This window comes from Paracoccus wurundjeri (assembly GCF_030678915.1).
GTDB classification, from domain to species: domain Bacteria; phylum Pseudomonadota; class Alphaproteobacteria; order Rhodobacterales; family Rhodobacteraceae; genus Paracoccus; species Paracoccus onubensis_A.
The window spans coordinates 19,690-43,554 of record NZ_JAUUTZ010000005.1 but is presented as its reverse complement, the minus strand read 5'-3'; the positions used below and the strand labels follow the sequence as shown (position 1 = coordinate 43,554).

Here is a 23,865-nt window from a genome sequence, read left to right as displayed (position 1 = left end):
CCGGCAGTCAGGCGCTTTCCCGGCGGATTGCCATCGGAACGATCCTGCCAGCCGGCAAGCCACGGTCACATCATGTCGCGCGGAATGATCTCATTCCAGTTCTGCGAATATATCCGTCTTTCTCCTTCATAAGCATCCAATGTGGCGTGGATGTAGAAATTCACCTCGTCGCAGGTCAAAATCGTGCGTGTATTGGTACAGACCGACCAATCGGCCCGGGAAAAGCCGCGTTCCGTGGCGGTCATGCCGTATAGCGAGGTGAAATCCGCGTCGCGGAAGCTGTAGCGTTCTTCCGTCCGGCGGCGGATGACCAGGTCGATTTCGGGAATCCGGTAACTGCCATCATCGTTCACCACCTCCAGGGCGGCTTCGTCCTCTACCATCGAGCGCACGACCCGCCAGGAATATTCGGGTTCCGTCAGGCGCTCGGTATTAAGCCGCGGCGCGCCCTCGGGCTCTCCCAACTCGCGCAGTTCGGGATCGTCGCGCCGCTGGCGGTCGGGCAGGATCAGTCGGCAGCCTTCGGGCCGCAGGGTCAGTTCCACCGGTTCCGGTGGCGCCCAGATCAGCGGAAAATATGTGGACGAGATCGACAGGCGCAGGCGATGGCCGGCCGGGACCCGCGCGGCAAGACCGTTGAGCGGAACGCGAACCCGATAGAAGCGGCCAGGCTTCAGAGGTTGCGGCACCTCATCGCCATCCCGATGGGTAAGGTTCAGCACGCCGTAACTGATCCGCGTGGCGCGGCCATCCGGCAGAATATCGGAAAGCCTCAGTGCCACCTGTGCAACCGGCCGGTCGGCGGCGAGTTCAAGTTCGGCTGCGGGCGCGCCAAGAATTTCGAGATCCTCATCCAGCGCGAAAGTATCATAGACAAGACAGCCGCCGTCCTCTTCACGCTGGTCATGCGGCAGGTCGGGCAGGGCGGCATAAGAACACCACTTGCCTGCGAAAAGACCGACGGAAAGCGGCGATGTCAGCGTTTCATCGGGCGCCGGAGTGCCGGTTTTCCCTTCATACAGGCGACGGTAGCCGAAACGGAATTCGCGCGGCGTGATACTGTCCGCAGGCCAGCGCGGCTCACGTACCCACCGGCCGGGACGATCCTCGTAGGAGGTGCTGGGCGGCACCGGATCCTGCATCCAGACGCGGAGTTCCGAGAATTCGTCGGCGCCGGTGTCTTCGCCTTTCAGCCAGTGGCCGAACCAGCGCAATACTTCCTGCAGGAAGCCGGTCGCGGGTCCCGGCACGCCCAGATGGGCGTAGCGGTGGCTCCAGGGACCGATCAATGCCCGGCACGGCACGTCGAGATGCTCGATCAGGCGGAAGATGGCGTTGGTATAACCGTCGGACCAGCCGCCGACCGCAAGGACCGGGCAGGTGATCGCCGAGTAATCCTCGCTGATGGAATGAGCAGACCAATAGGCGTCGCGCCGCTGATGTTCGAGCCAGTTCCTGATCCAGAGGCCGCTTTGCTCAAGCCGTTCCAGCCACATGCCGCGCCAGCGTTCGCCGACGATCTCGGGGTCTGGTGGCTGGCTGGTATGGGCGAACATGACGGTTGCTTCGGAAAGCTGATCGCCCAGCAGACAGCCGCCGCTGTAATGCATGTTGTCCTGATAAAGATTGTCCGAGGCGCAGCAGGATACGATGGCCTTCAGCGGTCGGGGCTGCCGGGCCGCGATTTGCAACGCGTTGAACCCGCCCCAGGAGATGCCCATCATGCCCACATTGCCATCGCACCAGGGCTGAGCGGCCAGCCAGTCTATCACCGCCACGCCATCGGCCAGTTCCTCTTCGGTATATTCGTCCACAAGCACACCGTCGGATTCGCCGCTGCCGATAATGTCCACCCGCAGACAGGCATAGCCATGGCCCGCCAGATAGGGATGGTTGATCTGATCGCGCGCGCGCGTCAGATCGCGCTTGCGGTAGGGCAGATATTCAAGGATCGCGGGGACGGGATTTGCCTCTGCCTCTACCGGCATCCACATCCGGGCAGCCAGACGCCGCCCGTGGGGAAGTTCTATCCAGATATGTTCTTTGCATTGCACCGCATGCGGGAAATCCGCCACTTCCTTCATGACCCCTCCGTTATTGCTCGGCGCTGAGGCGCTGTCCGTCGCTGAATTCGATGGGGATGCGGGAGACGAGCTTCTGATAGCGTTCACGCAATTTCCGGGGGTTTTCCGCGCCCAGCCATGCGTAGCCCACATTATAGCAATAGACCGGTTGATTTGGCAGGTCGGACAGGCGGTCGCCCCGATGCGCCTCGAATTCCAGCAAGACGCCGAATTCCTTTGCGAGATCAGCGATTTCACCCGGATCCGGTTCGCGCGTGACTTCGGCATCGTCGCGTTTGGTCAGATAGAATTTGGCGGCGGTTTTAGCTTCGCCCTTCTGCTCGGGCAATGTCGGCTCGTCGCCCAGTGCGACGCTTACGGCGATCTCGTGGTTCGAACAGCCATCGACCTTGCGGAAGAGTTCGCAATGGCTTTGCGAGATCCGGGTGTTGACCTCGATCACCCAAAGCTTGTCATTATCTTCGTCGTAAAGGAATTCCACGTTGAAGCAGCCATTGTCGTAACCTGCCTGCCCCATGATCCGGCGGCCCACATCGCCCGCGCGTTTCCTGAGACCGTCGGGCAGATCGGCTGGATAGCGCAGGCCCAGCACGGTCTTGCCTTCCTCGCCCAGCATCATGTCAAGTACGCCGTGGATAGTGACCTTGCGGTTGCGCACATATCCTTCGAGTGCGAACTGAACACCGTTCATTATTTCTTCGGCGATGGCGTGGCTGCCGCCGATGCCTTTCACCTCGGGGGGCATCGCGACGTGATCCAGGCATTCATCGAAGATCCGACCCAGATCCCCGATCCCTTCGCGCATTTTTTCCAGCGCCTCGTCCAGTTCCTCGCGGTCATTCACCCGAAAACCCAGTTGCGAGGCAAAGCCCTTGACCGGTTTCAGCCAGATCGGAAAATCAAGCGCAAGCTTGTCCGCCGCCTTGGGGTCGAACGGATCCAGCGCCTCGAATTCCGGCACAGCTTCCGGCGCCGCTTTCTTCTGCTCGATCCGTGCCCAGTATTTATGCTCGCAACGCAAGACTGCCTCGAGCGAGGGCGTGGCAAGCCCGTATTCCGAGGCAAGGATCGGTGCCAGACAGCTTGAGGGAAAATCCCAATGGCAAACGATCGCATCCGGCTTGTCGCTTTCATTAAGCTGGCGACGGGCCCTTTTCAGAAGTTCGTCGAAACCAGCCTCGTGATCCATCAGCTCGGGATTGCTCAGCAGTGAATGGAAACGGCAAAGTTCCGCATCGCGGATCGTGTTCAGTTCTTCAAGCTGCCAGTCCAGCAGGCCGAGGACATAGATATTCTTCTTCATCGTTTCGCTCCAGCAGGCATCGCCAATCGGGATGGGGCCGGGTTGATCGGCATGACGCAAATTCCGGTGAAGTTAACCAACCGGTGGCGTGAATGATTGTTCCCCGGCGCAGATCCTTTGCGATCCATAGGTTCGCGGCCGGGAACATCCATTGCTGCACGCGGTTTCGGGTGGTTTGCGCCAATTGAAGGAGGCTTCCATGACCGATACCCGTGCTGAAATGCAAACAGGCAAGCTGGACCCGGTCAGAAAACGAGGCCCGGCAGGCGGTTATACCGCGACTATCGCGCTTGCCGTTGTGCTGGGCGTTTTCGGACTCGTCCTGCTGGGTGGGGGCCTGTGGCTGATCGTTCTTGGCGGAAGCTGGTATTACGCGATCGCGGGCCTTGGGCTATGCGTCACCGCGTGGTTCCTTGGTCAGCCATCGATGCTAGCGCTTTGGGTCTATCTTGCCACCTATGTTTTCACCCTGGGCTGGGCGTTCTGGGAAAAAGGCGACAACTGGTGGGCACAGGTTCCGCGGCTTGTTGCACCCAGCGTCGTGTTGATCCTCGTGCTGCTGACGCTGCCGGTCCTGAAATCCGGCAAGCGCGGCCGCTGATCGTGGGGTTTTCATTCCGCGTTGCCGCTACCTGCTTCGAGTGACGCATACCATTCCGACAGAAGCCTGATGTCATGATCCGTCAATGCGCGCGCGGCTGCGCTCATCCTGGCAGAGCCTTGCCGGATCCCGTCACGCCAAAGGCGAAGCTGGGTTTCCAGAAAGGCGCGATCCTGCCCGGCCAGTGCCGGTGCAGGGGGCTGTGCAAGCGGTGCGCCGGGGCCGTGGCAGGCGATGCAGGCCGGCACCTTGCGAGTGCCGCGGCTGGCAAGCTCTTTCCCTGCAACCGGTGCACCGGTTGTCTTTGCCCCGGATAGCGGGACGGTTGCGAAATACCGGGCAAGTCCGGGAATGGCCTCGGGCGGAACCCGGCTGACAGCCTGCTGCATAATTCCGCTGGGACGTTCACCCTTCAGATAATCCTGAAGCGCCTTGGTCAGATATTCCGGCTGCTGGATATCAAGCCTTGGTACGTGACGAGAGATGCTGCCGTGACAGGTTCGGCAATAGCCCGCCTCCGCTGCGTCTGCATTCCTGTCACGCTTGGGGGTAGGAAGCGGCGGAGAGGCGTTCCGCCGCACGGTTTCCAGATAGGCGACCACGGCCCAGACCTCATCGCCACGCCCTCCGGTGGGCCAGCCGGGCATGCCGCTCATTTTTACGCCGTTGTCGATGATCCAGTGCAGCTCTGCCGGGTTCCAATCGGTCACGGCCTCGCGGATCGCCGGTGGCTGGGGCTGCATGGCGCGCATGGTCGCCGTGGGCCGTTTGCCCGGTTCCGCGTGGCAGGGGGCGCATGCGGTGGCATAATGTCCCGCGCCAAGGGCGATCAGCTCCGGATCCGACAGGTCGGGCATATCGTCCGGCGCAGAGGCACGCAATCTGACCGAATTGCGGAAGGTCGTGTGAAGCGCCCAACTGACGCCGGGCAGGTGGCCCGAGCGGGCCGAGACGTTGTAAAGCCCCAATCCCACGACAGAGACCGCCGTCACGACGCCAAGCAGCGCCAAGGCAAGCAATATCAGCAGAACACGCTTCATCTAACGTTCCTCTGAAAGGGCGCGGCTTGCCAGAAGCAGCCCGCCCAGCAGATATATCGGCGTGCCTATGGCCAGCATCAGCATTCCGCCGATCTGCTGTGCCCCGATATCCGGCACCGTGCCGCAAACCGTGGCATACAGGTCGCGCGGGGCAAGGATCAGCAGCGCCCCGAGAAGCGTCATATGCATCGAGGTCAACAACAGCCCGCCGGCGCCCGCAAGTGGCGGGCCTCCATGCAGGCAGCCCGCCCAGACAAGCAGGCCAACGGCAAGAAAGCTTGTCTGTTCCAGCACGAATCCCGCCGGTATCATCCGGCCGAAGCCATGCGCGGCTGGCAGGTGCCATGCCCAGACAATGGCGAATTCCAGAGCCGCGGCGATCAGCGGTTGCAGGGCGATCCGTCGGGCCAGACCGGGCAGGCCCAGAACCAGAAGCGGCGCCACGATGGCAACCAATCCCATATGGCGCAGCATATGCACCGGAAAGCCGGGCAGCCACCGATCCAGTGGCACCCCCCACAGGATCGCCAGCAGCGCGAGGCCGGGAACTAATGCGACGGGTGTCATCGGCACCCCTCGAGCAGCAAGAGCGGCAAGGTCGTGTAGACCGTGCCGATGGCGGAAATAACCGCGATCAGCGTAGCGGCGTGGCCCAGAAAGCGGTGCCTGTCCTCGGCCTTGCCGTTGGGATGGGTCAGTACGCCGGTGGTCAGCACATTCCATTGCCGAACGGCCCGCCAGCCCTGCCAGCAGATGAAACCCAATGCCAGGACGCTGGCGCCGATCAGGCCGAGCCGGGCAACCTCGACCGGGAAAAGCTGACGCGCGCAGGCAAGTGAAATCGTGGCGTAGCAGAGCACGAGATGCATTGCCCAGGTCAACGGCGTCAGCGTCAGCCGCCAGAGACTTCCGGTCTCCGCGGAAAATTCGCGGCGCTCTTCGTCTGGAAGGGGTTCGTGTTCCTGATTGGTCATAGCATCCTCGCGGCGGGACCCATGAGCGCGCAGGCAACGAGTGCCGAGAGCATGAAGAAATGCCAGAACAGCGAAATGTTCCACAGATCGGCATCATAGCGGGGCGTCAGCTTGCCGAAGAGGCTTCCTGCCAGGCAATAAAGCTGCATGATGATCCCTGTTGCGGCATGGGCGCAAATCCACACCGCGAGCGCCCAGATGACGGCAGGATACACATGAGAGGTGGGATCGAGCGGCCGGACCGCCACGATCATCGCCGCGATGCCCCCCGCTGTCGCAAGCGCCGCGAGGGCAAGCCCGGCACGGGCCATGCCGACGCATGCATGGCGGTTCATTTGGCGCGCGGCGACGGTCAGTGCCCAGCCAGCCGCGAAACCCGCGCAAGCCAGCCCGACCGTGCCCGCCCCGGCATGCAGCGCCTCGGATGGGGGGAAATCGGGCTGTGCCGTCCAATAGAAGAAAAAGCCGAAGGTGAGTGAGGCGAAGGCGGTGGCATCGCCCAGCATGGTGATCCAGACCGCCCACCAGCCGACCGAATCCGGCCCCGAAACATAGATCGGCAGGCGCAGGCCAAGGCCCGCATCCTTGCTGTCGGCTTCCGGCGGCCAGGCGGTGGAGGTCCAGAGCCACCAGAGGATCGCCGCCACGGCAAGCAGACCCGAGACGATGGCAGGAGTATAAAGATGAAAGGTCGGGAAGATGAAGGCGCCGCCGGCGAAGATCGCGGCAAGATGGGTGATCCATGTGGGCGTATTGACCCGTTGGACCAGCACCGGTTCGGCGTCTATGACCGAAGTCACCAGCGTCTCGCGCCGTCCCTCGGGCGCATCTGGCAAATAGAACCGCCCCGTATCCACGCGATCAAGGAAACCCGGTGTGTCCCAGAGAGGATACCGGGTCGTCACATGGGGAATAGAGCGCATGCCCCAGTTTTCCTCGGGCACGTCATGCGCCCATTCCAGCGTTCCGGCGTTCCAGGGGTTGCGCTCGATCTGCGGCTGATCCCCTTTTGAGCGGATCAAATCCCACAGGAACACCGCGAAGCCCGCAGCGATCACCGCCGCGCCGAGCGAGGAAATCAGGTTCGGGATCTCCCATCCCAGCCCCTCGGGATAGGTGAAGACCCGCCGCGGCATCCCCATGAGCCCGGTATAATGCATCGGCAGGAAGGTGATGTTGAAACCGATGAAGATGAGCCAGAAAGCCCGGCGGCCCAGCCGCTCGGACAGCATTTTCTTGGTGATGAAGGGATAGAAATAATAGATGCCCGCAATCACCGGCAGGACCATGCCTCCGAAAAGCGTGTAATGCAGATGAGCGACGATGAAATAGGTGTCATGCGCCTGAAAGTCGAAAGGCGCGAGGGCAAGCATGATGCCCGTCAGCCCGCCCGCCGTGAAGATCGCAAGCGCTCCGGCGATCCAGAGCATCGGCAGGATCATGCGGATCCGCCCGGCGATAAGCGTCGCCAGAAATGCGAAGATCTGCACACCGGTGGGGATGACCACGGCCTCGGACGCGGCAGAAAAGAAGCCCAGAGACATGGCGGGCAGCCCGGTGGTGTACATGTGATGCACCCATAGCCCGAAGCTGAGAAAGCCGGTGCCCACCGCCGAAAGCACGATCCAGGAATAGCCCAGGATGGGCCGCTGCGCGACGGTTGGCACGATCATTGCCGCGATGGCGATCGAGGGCAGGAAGACGATGTAGACCTCTGGGTGACCAAAGATCCAGAACAGGTGCTGCCACAGCATCGGATCGCCGCCGCGTTCGGGATCGAAAAACGGCCAGTCGAAACTGCGTTCCAGTTCGAACAGGAAATCGCCCGCGATAAGCGGCGGGAAAGCGAAAAGGATCATGCCGCCGACCACCAGCACGTACCACGCGTAAAGCGGCATCAGATTGACCCGCATGCCGGGCGGGCGGCATTTCAGGACGCCGACGATCAGTTCCACTGCGGCCGCGATCGATGCGACCTCGATGAAGCTGAGCCCCAGCAGCCAGATGTCGCTTCCCGGTCCTTCGTCTTCGGTGGCGAGTGGCGGATACATGAACCAGCCCGCGCGGGGCGCGGCGTCGAAGAGAACCGATCCCAGAACGAAGACGCCGCCGATCAGGAAGCACCAATAGCCGAAGGCGGACAGCCGGGGAAATGGTATGTCCCGCGCCCCAAGCAAGCCGGGCAGCAGCAGAATGGAAATAGCCTCGAAGATCGGCACGGCGAAGAGGAACATCATCGCCGAGCCATGCATGGTGAAAAGCTGATTGAAACGATCCGCCGGGACCAGCTCATTTTCCGGCACCGCCAGTTGAAGCCGGATGAGTAGCGCAAGCAGACCTGCGCAAAGCATGAAGAAAAAGGCGGTGACCGTGTACCATTTGCCGACTTCGGTATTGTTCACCGCCGACCAGTAGCGCCAGCCTTTCGGCGATTCCCAGGCTTTCCGCAATCGTGCTGCCTGTACCGCGCGCAGCCTTTCGGGGACGGGTTCGTCCAGCATCGCCCTGGTTGGCGGATAGGGGCCTTCGGGCGCTGGCCGCCGGATTGGGGTCGGTTTGCGGAAAATCATTTCAGCCCCTTGAGATAACTTGCGAGATCACGCAGTTCGGCAGGTTCAAGATGCGGGAAGGCGGGCATATGGACCTCCGGCTTCAGGTCGCCGGTATGGCGGACCCACAGCGCGATATCGTCAAGCGTGGCGCCAAGCCGCCCGGCGCCGATGGAATGGCGGTTTCCGATATGGGTCAGATCGGGACCGACCTGCGCGACCGCCTCGGTCCCGCGAAGCGTGTGACAGGCACCGCAGCCCTCGCGGCGGAAGATCTGCTGCCCCTTGCGGGCGCTGTCCTGTTGCGGGGGACGGGCATCCTTCGCTTCGGCCTTCAACCACGCGTCGAATTCCTCTGGCGGCATGACCACCGCTTCGAAGGCCATCCATGCGTGGCTTGCGCCGCAGAATTCGGCGCATTGGCCTCGATAGCGGCCTGGCGTTTCGGGTTGCAGGCTCATGCGCGTCTCGCGGCCCGGAAACATGTCCATCTTGCCGCCCAGCGCAGGGATCCAGAAGGAATGGATCACCCGGTCGGAAGTCAGGATGAACTCGGTTCTTCGCCCAGCGGGAAGGCGTATCTCATTGGCCGAGATGATCGGGCCGGAAGTGCCGGGCGGCTGATAAGCGACACGCCACCACCATTGTTCGCCGTGGACCCGGATGCGCAGCCCGTTTCCGGCGATACGCTGATCGGGCAAGAGCGTCAGGCCCCAGACCAGCAAGGCGCCGACCATGATCGCAGGCGTTACGACGCCGCCAAGGACAATCAGCCAGCGCGCGGCGATTTCGGAAAAGGCAGCCGGATGGCGGTGGCTGAACCAGTAAATGAAGCCGTTCATCAGCAACCACAGGACGATTGCGCCCCCAAGCATGGTTGTGAACAGCAGATGCAGGGCCTGCGCGTCCACCCCAGCAGGAACCAGCGCGGATTGCGGGCCCTCGCATCCGGCAAGCAGCAGAACGGACGCAAGGATCCGTTGCCGGATACATCGCGGACCCTGGGGGCGTTCGGTCGGTACAGGACCGGGAATGTCCAAAGCTGTCGTTTCGGGCGGCCGGGATTGGATCATGGCGCCAGAACCGGCCAGGTGACAAAGTGTTCCCGCCATTACCAGAACCGCAATCATTGCCTGTCGTATCAGAGGCGTGGGCGTATCGGCGGTGCGGGAACATTTTGGAGAAGCGCCGGTTGGCTGCCTCGACGCAATCGCAACCCAGGAGCGAACCATGGCCCAGGACAAGCGCAAGGATATCCGTGACGACATCCGCGACGGCGGCGAGATCCACCAGATAGCCGGGGGCGGGCGGCCGCCCATGACCACCTCGCAGGGGGCGCCGGTGTCCGATGACCAGAACTCTTTGAAGCAGGGCGCGCGCGGCCCGACGCTGATGGAGGACTTCCATTTCCGCGAGAAGATCTTTCACTTCGACCACGAACGCATTCCTGAACGGGTCGTGCATGCGCGCGGCTACGGCGCACATGGTTATTTCGAAACCTACGAACCGCTTTCAGACCTCACCTCGGCCGATATATTCCAGCGTGGCGGCGAGAAGACTCCGGCCTTCGTGCGGTTTTCGACCGTCGCGGGCAGCAAGGGCTCGGTCGATCTTGCCCGTGATGTCCGGGGTTTCGCGGTGAAGCTTTATACAAGGGAAGGCAACTGGGACATTGTCGGCAACAATATTCCCGTCTTCTTCATTCAGGACGCGATCAAGTTTCCCGATCTTGTTCACGCGGTAAAGGAGGCCCCCGACCGTGCCTTTCCGCAGGCGCAGACAGCGCATGACAATTTCTGGGATTTCATCTCGCTGATGCCAGAGTCGATGCATATGGTCATGTGGATCATGTCCGACCGCGCGATTCCAAGATCGTTCCGTTTCATGGAAGGCTTTGGCGTTCACACTTTCCGGCTGGTCGATGCGGCAGGCGCGTCGCGTTTCGTCAAGTTCCACTGGAAGCCCAGACAGGGGTTGCAATCGGTCACCTGGCCGGAAGCGGTGGCGATCAACGGCGCGGATCCCGATTTTCACCGCCGGGACCTTTGGGACGCCATCCAGTCCGGCGATTATCCGGAATGGGAGCTTGGAATGCAGATTTTCGATGACGCATTCGCTGACCGCTTTGCTTTCGATATCCTCGATGCCACCAAGATCATTCCAGAAGAAGAGGTGCCGGTACGCAAGGTCGGCCGGCTCGTGCTTGATCGGATGGTTGATAATTTCTTCGCCGAGACCGAGCAGGTCGCCTTTCACACCGGAAATATCGTGCCGGGGATCGACTTTACCGATGATCCGCTGCTGCAGGGCAGAAATTTCTCTTATCTCGATACTCAGCTCAAACGGTTGGGCGGGCCGAATTTCACGCATTTGCCGGTAAACGCCCCGAAATGCCCCTTTCATCATTTCCAGCAGGACGGGCATATGGCGATGACAAATCCGGTGAGCCGCGCGAATTACGAACCGAATTCCTGGCCCGAAGCCGAAGGCGGTCCGCGCGAAGAGCCGTTGGGTTTCCAAAGCGTGCCCGTGGAAGCCAAAGGCGCGAAACAGCGGACCCGCTCGGAGACATTTGCCGATCATTACAGTCAGGCGCGGCAATTCTATGTCAGCCAGACCCCGACCGAGCGCGAGCATATGGCCGCCGCGTTGATCTTCGAGCTGTCGAAGGTCCAGAGACCGGAGATTCGCGAACGGCTGGTCGGGCATCTTTGCCATATCGACGATACGCTGGCAGATAAGGTCGCCGAAGGTCTGGGGATGGCGCTGCCCACACCGCCGACGCCCGCCCGGGAGCCGATCGCGGATCTGCCACCGTCGCCCGCGCTCAGCATTCTAGAGAATGGTCCTGCGTCTTTTGCGGGGCGCAAGCTTGGTATCCTGCTGACCGATGGCGTGGATAGTGGCGAGGTGCAGGAATTGCTGGAGGCAACTGTGGCCGCAAAAGCCACCCCTGCCATCGTTGCTCCGCGTATTGGCGGGGTGATGACATCTGACGGGACCCATATCGGCGCCGCCGAATGTATCGATGGCGGCCCTTCGGTTCTGTTCGATGCCGTCGCGGTGCTGCTTTCGCCGCAATGGGCCCGGACGCTGGCGGGTATGCATGTGGCGCGCGTCTGGCTGGCGGATGCCTATGCGCATAAGAAATTCATTCTTTGCAATGAAGCTGCCGCGCCGCTTCTGGATGCCGCCGGGCTACCGTCCGAGCCGGACGCGGGCATGCTGCGGATGGGCGCGGGCGTGCCCGGGCAGTTCCTTGAACGCTGCGCAGATCTGCGGTTCTGGGAACGGGTGGCCTGAACGGCAGGAGCATCACAGGGAGCGCATCACGGTTCGGGTTGCGGATACGGATGCCGCTAGGGAATCCCGACATCCCGGGAGCCGATGAGAAAAGGTTCTTGGGATGCGCGGTTCCCATGACGGAAAGCAGGCTGGAAGATTTGCCGGAATATGTCGGTTGAGCCTGTTCAACGTGGCAATGTACCGCTCGCGAGAGTGAAAACATCTCCCGCGGGCGGTCGTATCCTGAACTTCGGCGCGCCCTTGGGATCATCGCTTGTCCCTGACCCCGAGCTGCACCGCTTGCCCCTCAGCGATGCAGATCGCTTGGCTGGGCGATTTCCTCCAGCGCAGCGCCGGCGGCCGGTACAGCCTGCCGGGTCGCAAGGTCACCGATCGAGACCACGCCGACAAGCCGTTTGTCGCGGTTGACCACGGGCAGACGGCGAACCTGCTGTTCGCCCATGTTTTGCGCCACCGCTTCGACTTCTTCGTCATCGAAGCAATAGCAGACATCCTCCGTCATCGTCTCGCCCACGGTGGCCTCGGGTCCCTTGCCCGCGCCGACACCGCGCAGCGCGATGTCGCGGTCGGTCAGCATTCCCACGAGGCGGTCATCTTCGCCAACCGGCAGGAATCCGGTGTCGATGCGCTGCATGATCGTGGCCGCCTCGCCCAGAGTTTGCCCGGGTGAGATCGTGACCGGATGGGTTGACATGATATCCGAAATTTTCATGGTCGGCTCTCCTGTGTTTCGGGCAGTATCGGCCCGGTTGCGGTCACGTCGAAACCGGCATGGCGGAGCGATGTTCCTGACATTCAGCATTTATGAGTTCGCGTCGATGGTCCGCGGCGTCGGGATGCCGGTAGAACAGAGACCATAGGCAACGCTCGCAGCTATCCGCGAAGCGGCCGCAAAGCCGTTTTCCGGCAAATCCGCAAGAACCACGATGATCCGGAAATCGAAGCGATCACAACCGCGAGCGTGGAAGCCGCCAATGCAGCACATCAGGCCGGGCCGGATTGGTCCATGGCGAAGCGCTAAGCGGTGGCTTGTTCATTGACGGGCCAGGTTCCTTACGACGTCATGCACCGGTACCCGTACAGGTTCCGGTCATTTCTTGCGCATCTGTACGTTGGCAAGCACTTGCTGCAAGCGTTCAGCCAACTCCTGAATTCTTTCAGGGATCGGTTCCTGCTCAATTTCCTTGCGACGTTCAGAAAGTTCCTTTTGCAACGGGTCCTTATTATCCGGCCCCTCTCTCTCTCTCCTGCTCATATTCGCGTCCTTCATCCTTTCTCGGTCTGGTGTAAGTGAAGCAGTGATGTCTGAAATGATAGTGGAGCGCACCATTTTGATGAAAGGCGGGATTGTGTTCTTTGATACGCGGGTTGCATCTCAAGGTTCGCCCAATGTGGTTTCGCCCAATGTTTGCAATGTCATGGCCCGGGCGCGGTGAATGCGGCTTTTGATGGTGCCTATGGTGACCCCGCAGATGCGGGCGGCATCTTCATAGCTTTCGCCCATCATGATCACCAGAACGAGAGTATCGCGATAATGCGTGGGCAGCTTCATGATCGCGTTCATCGTCTCGCTTCCGCGTACCGCCCATTCCTGAGTGCCGGGCGTAGAAGCCGTGCCGGATACGCAATCCTTGCCACCGGTCCGCTCGCGCGATCTCTTTACGATTTCATTGTAGAAGGTATTTCTCATGATGGTCATCAGCCAGGCCCGCAGATTGGTCCCGATCCGGAACTGATGCGCGTTCGCAATGGCCTTGGTCAGCGTTTCCTGAACCAGATCGTCCACATCCTGCTGCTTTCGGGTCAACACCCAGGCATAGGCCCGCAATGCGGGAATATAGCTTACAACATCCTCGGAAAACTCGTTCTGTTTCGCGTCGATGGACATAATGGCTCCCGTTCGTTGTCCGGTGCATCATGGCACATACCGAGATCGCTAAACTGACTTCATCAAAACCGAGGCACTGTGCCTGTTTCTATAAGGATGGAACTCCCCTGCCGGTGCCCGCGAGGACGAAGGCATGGAAGCGTTCGCAATAACCTTCGAGGACGTGGCAGAGGGGCAACGGCGGCATGGTAATTTGCTTTTCGAAACGCGTTACCTGATCCGGCCTATATGCAGACCGCATGTAATCTGCCATCGTCCCGGCCAAAGGGTAATGCAGTATTTCATATGAAAAATGACCACGCTGCAAATCCACAGGCTGAATTGTCTGGCATTTGATTGCGCGTCGTCCCTGGCGCATTTGGCTCCTCCCGGATTTACGACAAGCCCAAGATAACAGCGGACCCGCGCATTTGTTCCTGCCGTTTTGAAACGCAGGCATGGCAGTGATATCAGAGCCGGTCAGTTCCCGAAGCGGAACCCGTCTACCCCGTTCCAGATATTCTGTCTTATTGCAGATAGCGCGCTTCGAAAGCCCTGGCTTCCTGTTCAAGCAGATATTCAAGAAACTTGCGGGTGTCGGGTACAACCTTGCCATCTTCGATTTGCTGAATGGCGGTCATCATAGCAAGTTCTACCAGTCTTTCTGCTGATTGCTTGTCTGGTGCCTTCAGGCGGGCATATGCCAGCATATCAAGGACGATGTCCTGAACCTCGTCCAGCCCGGGAACCTGTTTGTGGTATCGGGAATGCAACTCGCGCAGCAGAGGCTGTGCAGGGCCTGGCTTTGCATAGACGGAATTCCGGTCAAACCGGGACGGTATATTATGTCGCCCATAGCCTGCCAGAAACAGAAATGGCGTATTATTGTCGGTCAGCGCATCGGCGATGGGAAAGCTGGTCTGATCACCAAGTTTTACGTCAAGTATTGCTGCATGAGCGGAGTCAATGTGATGCATTGCCTCTTGAACATCAGCAAACGGACCTATGACTTTATCACCGAAACGACGAATTTCCTCTGACAAGCTGCGGGCAAGCAGAAACTCATCTTCGACTACCAGAATATGCATATCCGACCTCCTGACTATGAGTCTAGGCGCATGGCCATGATGATTAAAGCTAGGTACGGCGGACCAGTAAAACAAGGCGGAAACCGGCCGATCACTATCCGGCCGGACATAAATGGCAGCCAGCAAGATGCCATAACATGCGCGTACCGGATGAAGCTTTCCGGCGTGCAGCACCCGGATGGATTTGCCGCCGCGCAAACCGCAGAGGACTGAGCTTCCGGAAAGATTCTGCCATGCGGTCGGGAACAACCCGCCAAGGATTCTGTTGCTGGCGGTGGAAATCACGCGGGCAATATTAGAGCCCGTGTCGTTGAAAGGAAATCGTCATGAAATATATCGCAATTGCCGCCCTGACCGTAAATCTTGCCGCGGCCCCGGCCATCGCCGCCGAAGCAACTGCGCAAATCTCGGACATCGAAGGCAACGAATTGGGCGCGGTGGTCATACGTGACACACCCTCGGGCATGACTGTCGTCAATATGGAGCTGAGCGATATACCCGAAGGACAACATGCGGTCCATCTGCACGAAACAGGTGACTGTTCCGCCGCGGATTTCAGCTCAGCCGGAGGACATATTGCCGGCGATCAGTCGCATGGCGTAATGAATTCCGATGGCCCGCATCCCGGTGACATGCCTAATGTGTCTGTCGCCGCGGATGGACAATTGAAAAACGAGGTCTTTCTTGCTCATTTGACGGTGGATGAGATGATGGACAGTGACGGTTCTGCCTTCATTATGCATAGCGGTATAGACGATTACGAATCCCAGCCCTCGGGTGATGCCGGCGACATGATCGCCTGCGGTGTTTTCGAGTCCAAAGGGTAATGGAACGATCCTGTAAGGGGGAACCCGTGCCGATCAGTCGCGTACTGATATGCGCGACGGTATTTCCCGTTCATGGTTATAACGCCCGTTGCTTCAAATTCCGGGATCCTAGCCGAAGATGGCTACATTATCTGATCCCTGGTTTTCACCATTCGGGTGCCGGGATGATATTCGTATTACATAAAGAGCAGTATATTTCTGCCAGGTGCGGAACTGTCCCGTTACAGATGTCATTTCAATTTCCGTTCGGAATCGTGATTTTTCCTTAATGCCATATCAAGGCGCTCCGCGAGTTCGCGGAGACGAGCAGGAATTGGTGCTTGCTCTGCCTGAAAAATCAGTTCGGACAGGGCAAGATCAAGTTGCGAGTTCGCAGAAGAATCGTTTTCGCGACTGTTCATTGCACACTCCATATGTTCTGACTATTCCAGTTTATCAGGTGGTTATCGATATTGTTCATCCAAAACCGGAATCGGGAATGAAAGTTGCGAGTACAGGGAAAAATTTTACCCGATGGGGAGGAAGGTTTGAATTCCATAAATAATACCGATAATTTTCAATTAGATGAAATATGTGCTTGTGGGACGTCAAAAACATCAGATGCAAAATAACCACAAAGGTGATTTTTCTTAATATATGCTAACCGCCAATTCGGGAATTGTGACAACGGGGTCGTTCAAGTCAGCCGTATTCAGTTTTCCGATGCATTCAACCGCAGGACCCACCGTCCGGAACAATCTGGCCGTGACAGTAGAAGTGTCAGCCGCCATGGCGGTAAAGTTAATGCAGGAACAATTTTTGCGGCATCCTGTTTCGGAGCGTCGGTGGCCAGATGCCGTCAGCTTTGACCGCCGAGTCGTATAATCGGAAAAGCAGGTTTCCCTAAAGGCGGCTAGGGCGAAAAAGCCGATTTATTTCTGATGGATGAAAGATGTAGCGTGATGCAGGTCTTTGAAATATTGCAAGACGAATTCCAATTGCAAACCTCGCTGCCCTGGCCGGTTATGCTGACACGAATATGTGGCGCAGTGATCTTCGTCGGCTGTATCGGTTTCGAGCGTGAGCTTAGAAAACGACCGGCGGGTTTGCGAACCCACATGTTGGTCGCCCTTGCTTCCGCCTGTTACTGCATCATGACAATAGAATTAATATCAGTAGATTATAAAGATAATGTGCGCATGGATCCGATCCGCCTGATCGAAGCGGTAACCGGAGGCGTGGCGTTTCTTGCGGCAGGGATCATCGTTTTCGCCAGAGGCGAAATACAAGGACTGACAACCGGGGCAAGCTTGTGGCTGGCTGCATCCATTGGCCTTGCAGTTGGGTTGGGGCAATGGTTGCTTGCGATTACCGTCACAGTATTCGGCCTTTTCATAACGCGCGTGCTGGGTGCCCTGGAGGGAAAATGACCTTCGGGGTCATGTTGATATGAACAGTCGCTTCGGCAGATTCTGCTGACTCTGCCGAAGCGATCCGGCATCGGGTCAGTCATGATGTTCAGGAAGTGCTTTCAGATCGTCCTTGGTCCAATGCGAAACGGCATGAACTTCACCGGCCTGGTCGCGCATGACATCCAGTTCATGCATATCCACCAGCACGGGTTTGCTGCCGATACCAAGAAAGCCGCCGACATCGATTACTGCCCTGGCATTTTCGCCCGTGCCGTGGACATGAGATATGGTACCGATTGTCTCGTCATCAGGTCCATAGACCTTGGCGTCGTTCAGCATGACATCGGTCAGTTCGTCCGGCTGAAGCCTGACATGATTGCTATGGTCCATTTTGGCTCTCCTTTTACATTGCTTGCAGGAGAGGCCAATCAGTCAGAGGCGAAAATGTTCCCGACAGTTGACGCGAGAGGCGCGGGTCAGCCAGCCGGACCGGTTTCTGCCGGCCCGGGAACATACATGCGGGTCGCCGGTTACCGGGATTCATTCATTTCACCGGAACAACAGGAAGGGAGTCTTCATGTCGGGACCGGATACTAACCCTCGCAAACAGACCAGGCGTCATCTCGCGCCCGTTCTTGGTATCATATTCGTCGTGGTCATAGTCATATTGGGCTTCATATGGTGGTTTTACGATGAGACGGATGACCCGATAATGCCCGGCGAGGAAAGCGGCACGGCGGATGAAATTTCCGGCGAAGCGAACGCGCCTGCAGAAAATGAATCCCCGCCCGAATAAACCAGTATCTTCCCGGCATTGTCCCGGGAAGATAGCGGGAAACCGGGGTTTTGAAGGGAGCCCCGGATGTTTCAAAGCGGCAGGTTTCGGTTCCGGCCGCGCTAATCGCCTTCTTCCTTCGACCGGGCGCTGCCGCCGGGCTGTTTGCGGTTCCGGTCGTCGCGCCAGTTCAGATCTGCGGTCACCAGTCCGGCAGGATCGATACGCTGCTGGCGCTGGTCCAATTCGGTGGGGGTGGGGCGGCGCATTCGTTCCAGTTCGGGCCGTGGCGCGGCGGCACCCTCTGGGATGCTGTTCGCGGATTGGCCGGAACCGGCAGCCGTTGCGGCTTGGCGTCGCTGCGCCAGGTCGAGAGAGAAGGCGATGCCAACACCCAGCCCCACGAAACCGGCAATGACACCGAAGCTTGGCAGAACCAGTTCCCATCCCGGCGTAAGGCGTGACGGCATAAGTCCGTAATCGACCGCCGCCGCCAGCGCAGCGGTGCCAAGGCCTGCCACCCACGCGGCGCCCCTGCCTGCGGTGCCCACCGCCCGAAACAGGGCAATCGCAATGGCGGCCCAGAAAAATGCCGATCCGATATGGATAATCGCACCAAGCGCGGTGTGGCTCCAGGTGACGTCGATGACCTCTTCCGCTGCCGGGCCGTGCAAAACATGTGAGGTGGCGTTAAGCGGCATCCATGGCGGCTGATCCCTGAATATCGAGAACGCGCCAAGGGCCGCCGCCGACAAGATGGCGGCAAGACCGCCCGCAACGGGTAAGGCAAAGATGAATTTCGCAATCGGATTGAGGTTCGACATGATATCCTCCTTCATACCGAAACCAGCTAACCGCGAAGCGTCGGTCATGTTCCTGAAAATCGGTGAATAAGCAGCTTTCGCCGGGGCGCGAAATGGACCGTGCGCATTGGCGCGCGGCAGGCAGCCGGATGCGGGCAATGAATACGCCGTGCAAAATGGCTGCCTGCGGGTGTCGGGTAATCCCGGCGGGAACAAAGCCTGCAGATCATTGTTTGGCGGCGGTGTTCCAAAGAAGGGCACGGGTCTTTCACAGGAGATGAAGATGGACAAATTCACCACATGGATGACGGGCTGCGTTCTTTGCACATTCGGGGCAGTCGCCGCACAGGCGGATTGCGCCGACGAGCTTGCCAAAATGACCGGCGAGGAAGAGAGCGGGATGACAGAGCAGGAGGGTGCCGCCGATGACGGCTCTCAGGCAGCTCTGGAAGCTGGCGACGACGCGGATGCCGCCATGGCCGGGGCAGAGTCGACAGATGCCGGCGGCGAAGAGCCGGACATGTCTGCCGAAGAGCCGGATGACGGTATCGCCAAAGACGGCTCGTTAGCGCCTCTGGAAACGGAAGATGGCGCAGGGGCGGATACGGCCGGAGCCGAAAGTGCCGAAGGCGCCGATGGTTCCGATACGAGTGGGGAAGCATCCGGTGAAGCCGACGCGGCGGCGGATAGCGCTGCCACTGCCGAGGAAGGCATGGATGCCACCGATCAGGCGATGTCGGGCGAGGACGCCGAGGCTCAGCAGGAAAGTGAGCCTACTGCCGCCGAAACCGCCGATGCCGAAGGGGATGACACTGCCGCCCCAGATCGCGACGCGCTTATCGAACGCGCTCAGGCGGCGCTGGCCGAGGGCGACGAGGATGCCTGCCTCAAGGCTTTGGAAGAGGCTGCTACGCTTTGAAGCACAGGATACTGTTCCGGCGCTTAACGCGCCGGAGCACGCCCGGCGCCGTGTCCGATTCCTGCGACGCTTGCCTGCGGTGTCTTGCATGCCGGGGCGGGAACGGCGCCAGTGCATCTCCGGCATGGCCATCCCCGAGGCGCTGGGCATCGGTTCAGGCGCGGCGCTTGGGATTGTCCTGGTGCTTCCCGGGGGTTGCGATCATGGTCGTCGCTGAACGGTTGGGCCGCAACCTGTTTCCCGCGCCGGCTTCCAACTGCCTTGCGGCGCCCGACCATTCGTCTGGGCCGGCCAGAGGCTATATCCTGAATTACTGGAAACGCGGTGTGGCCGAAGGCAGCTTTCGCAACTCGGAATAGGTATCAAGTCGATGGCAGCCATCGCAGCCATATCACGGACGATATCCGCTGTTTTGGGGGAAGATTGCCCGGAACCCACAGCTCGGGACGTCCGGCGCGAAAAGAAGGCAGGTTGGTAACGGGCTTCACTTTTTTCGGGAACCGGGATAGTTTTCGCCTCATAACAACTAAAAAATCGAGGCAGATCAGGATGCAGAAAAGAAGCACTATTATTCTGACGTTTACTTTAGCCTTGGCCGCTTGCGGCGGAGGCTATGGTTACGACAGTCCAATGAACAGCGCGGCGGTTCGCACGGTAGGCGGCGCGGGCGCAGGTGCGCTGGTAGCGGATGCGGTTGGCGGATCCGGGACCAAGGGCGCTCTTATCGGCGCGGTCGCCGGTGGGTTGTCATGCGCGTCAGGAGGCTGCAACTAGGCATTCCCTGCGGCAAGTGGATTCCGCGTCTTTTCGTAACCACGAGCCACCAGTGAAAAATCCGGTTTCTCGCTGTAGGATAGCAGAGTTCACGCGGTTTCCCGTTGGCTTACAGCGGCCTGTGGCCTGTCAGGCCCAGGCCGCCCATCCCTTGAATGTAAAAGCGGCATAGAACAGCTGAACATCCAGGAAACCTGCCGCATTCAGCAGTTCCGCGTCTTCTCCGGGCGTGAGAACGGGCAGGCGCTCCTTCATCGTGGTTATACCTGCCAATGCACGCGCCTCGGGCATCCCGCCCGAGATCAGCCATGCCGCATTGCGCCGCAGCCAGAGATCCTGCTGCCCCGCCGCCTGCGGAAAGCTGTGATGGGCAACGATCAGGGGCGCTTTGGGGCGAAGGCGGCGATGCAGTTCGCGCAATGTGCGCAAACGCTCTGCTCGCGGCAGGAAATGCAGGGTCAGAAGGCAGGTCGCGCCGTCGAAGGGACCGTCGGGAGCGTCCTCGATATATCCCTGATGAAAGGTGATACGATCGCTGTCCTCTGCGATGATGGCCTGTGCCTGCGCGATCATATCGGGCGACGGATCGACGCCATCGAAATGCCAGCCCGGATATGCCTGGGCGAAGGCGCGCAGTTCCATGCCGCCGCCGGCACCCAGGACCAGAACCCGTCCCCTTTCGGGCACGCGCTCGGCCAGCAGCAGCCCTGCCATGCGATGCAGATCTTGCAATCCCGGCACATGGTGGGCGACCCGCCGGGCATAGCTGGTGACGTGGCCCGGATCGGTGGTGAAAGCGGGTTTCCTGTCCATTCAGCCCTCGGGCCAGACCAGCGAGCGATGCAGTTGCGCCCCCGCCCAGGCGCCATCCCCGACCGCCAGTGAGACGGAATGCGGCGCCTGCGCGACATCGCCACAGGCGAAGATGCCGGGAATGCTGGTTTCCTTGGACTCACCTGTCAGTATCTGACTGCCCATCGGCGTCTCGACCAGCGTGCAGCCGGTGGCCTCGGCCAGCGGAGCAGAGGGTTGGGTTCGGGTCGCGGTAAAAAGACCGGCAAAGGATATTGTGCGGCCATCTTGCAGTTCCACCTCTGCCGTTCCCGTGATCCTCGCGATAGGCGTTTCCTCGATGGTGACGCCGCGCCGGCGCAGATCATCACGTTGATCCGGATCAAGGGTTAAAGCATCATTCATCAGAAATGTGACTTCCCCCCATTCCGGCAGCAATTGCGCCTGATGCAGTGACATCGGGCCGGTGGCGATGACGCCGATCCGGCCCTGATCGAGCTCGTAACCGTGGCAATAGGGGCAATGGAACACCGTTTGCCCCCATCGCTCTGTGATGCCGGGAATATCGGGAAGCTGGTCGATGACCCCGGTCGCAAGCAGGATGCGGCGGCCCGGGACAATCTTGCCGTTGTCCAGAGTAACCCGGAAATCGTCGCGCCGGCCCGCGATGCCGATGGCGGTTCCCTCGACCCAGTCGACCGTCGGATAAGCTTCCAGCTGGCGGCGGGCCTCGGCCCAGATACGGTTTGGCTCCGCCCCATCCTGTCCCAGAAAACCGTGTGAATGGCTTGCGAAACGGTTGCGCCGCTGTCCGGCGTCGATCATCAGTACCTTGCGGCGCGCACGCGCCAGTTGCAGGGCGGCGGCCATTCCGGCGTAGCTGCCCCCGATCACGATGACATCCTGCATATTCTACTCCTTTACGGTCCGCCTTTCCGCATGGCGACGGGCGAAATCCTTGGCCAGATCGGCTAGTGTCACATCGGCGAAGCGCTTCAGCAGCAGTGTCTCGGCCTCGGCAAAGGTGCCTTCCAGCGCGGCATTGACGGATTGCTCGACAAGGCATTCCGGGTTTTCGTTGCGGTTGCCGATGGCGAAGATCGCAGGCTCGCCCAGAGCCTCATGCAATCGGCGCAGGCTGACCGTTGCCAGATCGGCAGAGATGCGCCAGCCCCCGGCATGGCCACGCTCGGCCGTCACCAGACCCGCATCGCGCAGCAATCCCATGGTGCGGCGCACCACGACCGGATTGGTGCCAAGGCACTGCCCAAGCGTTTCAGAGGTCATCGGGCCGTCATGTTCTGCCATATGCAACAGGGCATGAAGGACGGAGGAAAGGCGGCTGTCTCGCTTCATGTAACAACATATGTTACAAATTAGCGTCGCTGTCAAGCCCCGTAGAGCAAGTTGATGAAAGAGGTGAAATTTTTTTATAAACTGAAATGTGACAGCAAAACCAACGTGATTGTTTCGTGCCTGCGGATCCTTTAGGACTTGGGCAGCAGCAATGGAAGGCCGCCGATGATGATTAAGTGGATGACGATCGGTATAGCTGTGGGTGTCGCCATCGGGGTGGCCATGGGCAATGTTGCAGTAGGAATTGCAATCGGGATCGCGATTGGGGTGGCGATCGGCGCGGCTTCCGGAAAGCCCAAATAGCCCCAAGCCATCCCTTGCCGATATATTGCCCGCCTGATCTTCACGCCATTCGCGGCGCAGCTATATAAAACGCCAATGTCGCCGAGCCGGTACCACAAGACAGCCCTGACGTTTACAAAACGCCGGGGCTGCCGTGGTGAGTTCCGAAAGCGTGGCTTTTCAGACCATCATTCTTCCAATCCCAGAAATTTTTCGACTGCGGCGGTCATCTCTTCCGGTTGGTCAAGCATCACGAAATGCCGGGCGCCCTCGATAGGCACCACTTCCAGTTCCGGCACATCGGAATAAAGCGCTCCGTATTGTTGTGGGAAGTTTTGACCCTCTGCCTCGGGGGGGACGGGTACGATCAGCGTGACGGCTGGCCCGATTTCGGCCAGTTCCGGTCTGAAATCGGCTTGCATATCCTCGTAAAAAGCCTGTGCGACGGCTGCGGGATCCGATGCGGCGATCCAGTCGGCGATCTGCTGTTTCGCGTCATCGTCGATTGCGTAACGCTCGGCGGTCTGTTTCGCATTGGCTCCTGCGGGCGCGGAAGCCATCTGATCGCGCATGGACTCGGCCTGAGACTTGACGCTTTCCACCGTTGCCTGTGGATCGAACAGCAGGGCCACGAAGGGCAGGGCGTCAACGACCATCAATTTCCCGTACAGGTCAGGGGTCTCGATTCCGGCCTGCAATGCCAGGGTTCCGCCAAGGCTGTGCCCGACAAGCGCCGGTTTCTCAAGTCCGCGCTCATCGATGAAATCCGCGATATCGGCAAGCACTCCCTCCATCATGCCGCCTTCGGCATTTGCAGCCCCGTCGCCGACGCCGAATCCTTTCACATCGACGACATGCACCGTTGCGCGTCCCTCGAGATCCGAGACCAGATTGTCCCAGACCGCGCCGGGTGTGGCGAGACCGGGAAGCAATATGATGTCGGAGCCCGCCTTGGGACCGCTTTTGACGACGATGCGGTCGGTTTCAAAGCTGTTCTCTGCCTCAAGGCCGTTCTGGGCCTTGGTGTCGGCGGCGATGCCGCCAATCGGGCCAAGTGACAGCGTTGCGGTCAGCAGGGCGCAGAAAATACGTCTGGAGATGATCATCAACTCCTCCTTTCAGGATGTCGGAGCC

At 59.9% G+C, this 23,865-nt stretch carries 25 protein-coding genes; 7 read left to right on the top strand and 18 right to left on the bottom strand.

All coding sequences use genetic code 11. From position 1 onward, the window contains the following. Nucleotides 1-65: 65 nt before the first annotated feature. Together Q0601_RS06655 and Q0601_RS06650 are read right to left on the bottom strand one after the other, a co-directional pair. A complete protein-coding gene (locus Q0601_RS06655) occupies nt 66-2,084 on the bottom strand; it encodes a CocE/NonD family hydrolase (protein ID WP_305288445.1) in 2,019 nt (672 codons plus the stop codon). Nucleotides 2,085-2,094: 10 nt separating this feature from the next. Further along, nucleotides 2,095-3,387, bottom strand: coding sequence for an ATP-grasp domain-containing protein (locus Q0601_RS06650; RefSeq protein WP_305288443.1), 1,293 nt, complete (start codon nt 3,385-3,387; stop codon nt 2,095-2,097). Nucleotides 3,388-3,586: 199 nt separating this feature from the next. On the opposite strand from Q0601_RS06650, the gene Q0601_RS06645 reads away from it, so the two are divergent. After that, nucleotides 3,587-3,988, top strand: coding sequence for a glucose dehydrogenase (locus Q0601_RS06645; protein WP_305288441.1), 402 nt, complete (start codon nt 3,587-3,589; stop codon nt 3,986-3,988). Nucleotides 3,989-3,999: 11 nt separating this feature from the next. Here the strand turns inward: Q0601_RS06645 and Q0601_RS06640 are convergent, their stop codons facing one another. Genes Q0601_RS06640 through Q0601_RS06620 form a run of 5 tightly spaced genes read right to left on the bottom strand, consistent with a single transcriptional unit; the run spans nt 4,000 to nt 9,624 of the window. Then, on the bottom strand, nt 4,000-5,028 hold the full coding sequence (locus Q0601_RS06640; protein ID WP_305288439.1) for a c-type cytochrome: 1,029 nt from the start codon (nt 5,026-5,028) through the stop codon (nt 4,000-4,002). After that, nucleotides 5,029-5,595, bottom strand: coding sequence for a cytochrome c oxidase assembly protein (locus tag Q0601_RS06635; protein ID WP_305288437.1), 567 nt, complete (start codon nt 5,593-5,595; stop codon nt 5,029-5,031). Continuing rightward, nucleotides 5,592-6,002 (bottom strand): hypothetical protein, encoded by a 411-nt coding sequence (locus Q0601_RS06630; protein WP_305288434.1) that lies wholly within the window; start codon nt 6,000-6,002, stop codon nt 5,592-5,594. Before Q0601_RS06630 ends, Q0601_RS06635 begins: the two co-directional genes overlap by 4 nt. Beyond that, nucleotides 5,999-8,572 (bottom strand): cytochrome c oxidase subunit I, encoded by a 2,574-nt coding sequence (gene ctaD / locus Q0601_RS06625; protein ID WP_305288432.1) that lies wholly within the window; start codon nt 8,570-8,572, stop codon nt 5,999-6,001. Before ctaD ends, Q0601_RS06630 begins: the two co-directional genes overlap by 4 nt. Then, the gene (locus Q0601_RS06620) at nt 8,569-9,624 is read right to left on the bottom strand and encodes a cytochrome c oxidase subunit II (RefSeq protein ID WP_305288430.1); all 1,056 of its coding nucleotides are present in this window, start codon (nt 9,622-9,624) and stop codon (nt 8,569-8,571) included. The genes ctaD and Q0601_RS06620 overlap by 4 nt, the downstream gene beginning before the upstream one ends. Nucleotides 9,625-9,781: 157 nt before the next feature. Here Q0601_RS06620 and Q0601_RS06615 point away from each other — a divergent pair, with 157 nt between their 5' ends. Then, nucleotides 9,782-11,854, top strand: a complete 2,073-nt coding sequence (locus Q0601_RS06615) for a catalase (protein WP_305288428.1) — start codon at nt 9,782-9,784, stop codon at nt 11,852-11,854. 289 nt (nt 11,855-12,143) lie between these two features. On the opposite strand, the gene Q0601_RS06610 is transcribed toward Q0601_RS06615, so the two are convergent. From Q0601_RS06610 to Q0601_RS06595, 4 genes are all read right to left on the bottom strand, one after another. Further along, nucleotides 12,144-12,569, bottom strand: a complete 426-nt coding sequence (locus tag Q0601_RS06610) for a CBS domain-containing protein (protein ID WP_305288427.1) — start codon at nt 12,567-12,569, stop codon at nt 12,144-12,146. A gap of 378 nt (nt 12,570-12,947) precedes the next feature. After that, nucleotides 12,948-13,112, bottom strand: coding sequence for a hypothetical protein (locus tag Q0601_RS06605; RefSeq protein WP_305288425.1), 165 nt, complete (start codon nt 13,110-13,112; stop codon nt 12,948-12,950). 120 nt (nt 13,113-13,232) lie between these two features. Beyond that, nucleotides 13,233-13,745: a sigma-70 family RNA polymerase sigma factor gene (locus Q0601_RS06600; RefSeq protein ID WP_305288423.1), complete on the bottom strand. Its 513-nt coding sequence runs from the start codon at nt 13,743-13,745 to the stop codon at nt 13,233-13,235. Between the two features lie 506 nt (nt 13,746-14,251). Beyond that, nucleotides 14,252-14,812 carry a response regulator gene (locus Q0601_RS06595; RefSeq protein ID WP_305288421.1) on the bottom strand — a complete coding sequence of 187 codons (561 nt, stop codon included), beginning with the start codon at nt 14,810-14,812 and terminating at the stop codon, nt 14,252-14,254. Nucleotides 14,813-14,842: 30 nt separating this feature from the next. On the opposite strand from Q0601_RS06595, the gene Q0601_RS06590 reads away from it, so the two are divergent. After that, on the top strand, nt 14,843-15,025 hold the full coding sequence (locus Q0601_RS06590) for a hypothetical protein (protein ID WP_305288419.1): 183 nt from the start codon (nt 14,843-14,845) through the stop codon (nt 15,023-15,025). A 113-nt stretch (nt 15,026-15,138) separates the two neighbouring features. Then, a complete protein-coding gene (locus Q0601_RS06585; protein WP_305288417.1) occupies nt 15,139-15,639 on the top strand; it encodes a superoxide dismutase family protein in 501 nt (166 codons plus the stop codon). A 230-nt stretch (nt 15,640-15,869) separates the two neighbouring features. Here the strand turns inward: Q0601_RS06585 and Q0601_RS06580 are convergent, their stop codons facing one another. Next, nucleotides 15,870-16,040 carry a hypothetical protein gene (locus Q0601_RS06580; RefSeq protein WP_305288413.1) on the bottom strand — a complete coding sequence of 57 codons (171 nt, stop codon included), beginning with the start codon at nt 16,038-16,040 and terminating at the stop codon, nt 15,870-15,872. A gap of 540 nt (nt 16,041-16,580) precedes the next feature. Between Q0601_RS06580 and Q0601_RS06575 the strand changes: the two genes are divergently transcribed. Continuing rightward, complete coding sequence (locus tag Q0601_RS06575) at nt 16,581-17,048, top strand: MgtC/SapB family protein (protein ID WP_305288411.1); 468 nt, start codon at nt 16,581-16,583, stop codon at nt 17,046-17,048. 75 nt (nt 17,049-17,123) lie between these two features. Here the strand turns inward: Q0601_RS06575 and Q0601_RS06570 are convergent, their stop codons facing one another. Together Q0601_RS06570 and Q0601_RS06565 are read right to left on the bottom strand one after the other, a co-directional pair. Beyond that, nucleotides 17,124-17,420: a PRC-barrel domain-containing protein gene (locus Q0601_RS06570; protein ID WP_305288410.1), complete on the bottom strand. Its 297-nt coding sequence runs from the start codon at nt 17,418-17,420 to the stop codon at nt 17,124-17,126. Between the two features lie 507 nt (nt 17,421-17,927). Next, nucleotides 17,928-18,629 carry a hypothetical protein gene (locus tag Q0601_RS06565; protein ID WP_305288408.1) on the bottom strand — a complete coding sequence of 234 codons (702 nt, stop codon included), beginning with the start codon at nt 18,627-18,629 and terminating at the stop codon, nt 17,928-17,930. 262 nt (nt 18,630-18,891) lie between these two features. On the opposite strand from Q0601_RS06565, the gene Q0601_RS06560 reads away from it, so the two are divergent. Further along, entirely contained in the window at nt 18,892-19,527 is a 636-nt protein-coding gene (locus tag Q0601_RS06560) for a hypothetical protein (protein ID WP_305288405.1), read from the top strand. 903 nt (nt 19,528-20,430) lie between these two features. Here the strand turns inward: Q0601_RS06560 and Q0601_RS06555 are convergent. Genes Q0601_RS06555 through Q0601_RS06545 form a run of 3 tightly spaced genes read right to left on the bottom strand, consistent with a single transcriptional unit; the run spans nt 20,431 to nt 22,449 of the window. Further along, nucleotides 20,431-21,114 (bottom strand): class I SAM-dependent methyltransferase, encoded by a 684-nt coding sequence (locus tag Q0601_RS06555; protein WP_305288403.1) that lies wholly within the window; start codon nt 21,112-21,114, stop codon nt 20,431-20,433. Continuing rightward, entirely contained in the window at nt 21,115-22,002 is an 888-nt protein-coding gene (locus tag Q0601_RS06550; protein WP_305288401.1) for an NAD(P)/FAD-dependent oxidoreductase, read from the bottom strand. It abuts the gene before it with no gap. 3 nt (nt 22,003-22,005) lie between these two features. Then, nucleotides 22,006-22,449 (bottom strand): RrF2 family transcriptional regulator, encoded by a 444-nt coding sequence (locus Q0601_RS06545; RefSeq protein WP_305288399.1) that lies wholly within the window; start codon nt 22,447-22,449, stop codon nt 22,006-22,008. Between the two features lie 165 nt (nt 22,450-22,614). Here Q0601_RS06545 and Q0601_RS06540 point away from each other — a divergent pair, with 165 nt between their 5' ends. Then, nucleotides 22,615-22,752 carry a hypothetical protein gene (locus tag Q0601_RS06540; RefSeq protein WP_305288397.1) on the top strand — a complete coding sequence of 46 codons (138 nt, stop codon included), beginning with the start codon at nt 22,615-22,617 and terminating at the stop codon, nt 22,750-22,752. Between the two features lie 167 nt (nt 22,753-22,919). On the opposite strand, the gene Q0601_RS06535 is transcribed toward Q0601_RS06540, so the two are convergent. Beyond that, nucleotides 22,920-23,837: an alpha/beta fold hydrolase gene (locus Q0601_RS06535; protein ID WP_305288395.1), complete on the bottom strand. Its 918-nt coding sequence runs from the start codon at nt 23,835-23,837 to the stop codon at nt 22,920-22,922. Between the last annotated feature and the right edge of the window lie 28 nt (nt 23,838-23,865).

Excerpts from the sequence above, each read along its gene's own strand:
- Q0601_RS06655 (WP_305288445.1), bottom strand. The coding sequence starts at position 2,084 with ATGAAGGAAGTGGCGGATTTCCCGCATGCGGTGCAATGCAAAGAACAT.
- Q0601_RS06650 (WP_305288443.1), bottom strand. The coding sequence starts at position 3,387 with ATGAAGAAGAATATCTATGTCCTCGGCCTGCTGGACTGGCAGCTTGAA.
- Q0601_RS06645 (WP_305288441.1), top strand. The coding sequence starts at position 3,587 with ATGACCGATACCCGTGCTGAAATGCAAACAGGCAAGCTGGACCCGGTC.
- Q0601_RS06640 (WP_305288439.1), bottom strand. The coding sequence starts at position 5,028 with ATGAAGCGTGTTCTGCTGATATTGCTTGCCTTGGCGCTGCTTGGCGTC.
- Q0601_RS06635 (WP_305288437.1), bottom strand. The coding sequence starts at position 5,595 with ATGACACCCGTCGCATTAGTTCCCGGCCTCGCGCTGCTGGCGATCCTG.
- Q0601_RS06630 (WP_305288434.1), bottom strand. The coding sequence starts at position 6,002 with ATGACCAATCAGGAACACGAACCCCTTCCAGACGAAGAGCGCCGCGAA.
- ctaD (WP_305288432.1), bottom strand. The coding sequence starts at position 8,572 with ATGATTTTCCGCAAACCGACCCCAATCCGGCGGCCAGCGCCCGAAGGC.
- Q0601_RS06620 (WP_305288430.1), bottom strand. The coding sequence starts at position 9,624 with ATGATCCAATCCCGGCCGCCCGAAACGACAGCTTTGGACATTCCCGGT.
- Q0601_RS06615 (WP_305288428.1), top strand. The coding sequence starts at position 9,782 with ATGGCCCAGGACAAGCGCAAGGATATCCGTGACGACATCCGCGACGGC.
- Q0601_RS06610 (WP_305288427.1), bottom strand. The coding sequence starts at position 12,569 with ATGAAAATTTCGGATATCATGTCAACCCATCCGGTCACGATCTCACCC.
- Q0601_RS06605 (WP_305288425.1), bottom strand. The coding sequence starts at position 13,112 with ATGAGCAGGAGAGAGAGAGAGGGGCCGGATAATAAGGACCCGTTGCAA.
- Q0601_RS06600 (WP_305288423.1), bottom strand. The coding sequence starts at position 13,745 with ATGTCCATCGACGCGAAACAGAACGAGTTTTCCGAGGATGTTGTAAGC.
- Q0601_RS06595 (WP_305288421.1), bottom strand. The coding sequence starts at position 14,812 with ATGCATATTCTGGTAGTCGAAGATGAGTTTCTGCTTGCCCGCAGCTTG.
- Q0601_RS06590 (WP_305288419.1), top strand. The coding sequence starts at position 14,843 with ATGGCCATGATGATTAAAGCTAGGTACGGCGGACCAGTAAAACAAGGC.
- Q0601_RS06585 (WP_305288417.1), top strand. The coding sequence starts at position 15,139 with ATGAAATATATCGCAATTGCCGCCCTGACCGTAAATCTTGCCGCGGCC.
- Q0601_RS06580 (WP_305288413.1), bottom strand. The coding sequence starts at position 16,040 with ATGAACAGTCGCGAAAACGATTCTTCTGCGAACTCGCAACTTGATCTT.
- Q0601_RS06575 (WP_305288411.1), top strand. The coding sequence starts at position 16,581 with ATGCAGGTCTTTGAAATATTGCAAGACGAATTCCAATTGCAAACCTCG.
- Q0601_RS06570 (WP_305288410.1), bottom strand. The coding sequence starts at position 17,420 with ATGGACCATAGCAATCATGTCAGGCTTCAGCCGGACGAACTGACCGAT.
- Q0601_RS06565 (WP_305288408.1), bottom strand. The coding sequence starts at position 18,629 with ATGTCGAACCTCAATCCGATTGCGAAATTCATCTTTGCCTTACCCGTT.
- Q0601_RS06560 (WP_305288405.1), top strand. The coding sequence starts at position 18,892 with ATGGACAAATTCACCACATGGATGACGGGCTGCGTTCTTTGCACATTC.
- Q0601_RS06555 (WP_305288403.1), bottom strand. The coding sequence starts at position 21,114 with ATGGACAGGAAACCCGCTTTCACCACCGATCCGGGCCACGTCACCAGC.
- Q0601_RS06550 (WP_305288401.1), bottom strand. The coding sequence starts at position 22,002 with ATGCAGGATGTCATCGTGATCGGGGGCAGCTACGCCGGAATGGCCGCC.
- Q0601_RS06545 (WP_305288399.1), bottom strand. The coding sequence starts at position 22,449 with ATGAAGCGAGACAGCCGCCTTTCCTCCGTCCTTCATGCCCTGTTGCAT.
- Q0601_RS06540 (WP_305288397.1), top strand. The coding sequence starts at position 22,615 with ATGATGATTAAGTGGATGACGATCGGTATAGCTGTGGGTGTCGCCATC.
- Q0601_RS06535 (WP_305288395.1), bottom strand. The coding sequence starts at position 23,837 with ATGATCATCTCCAGACGTATTTTCTGCGCCCTGCTGACCGCAACGCTG.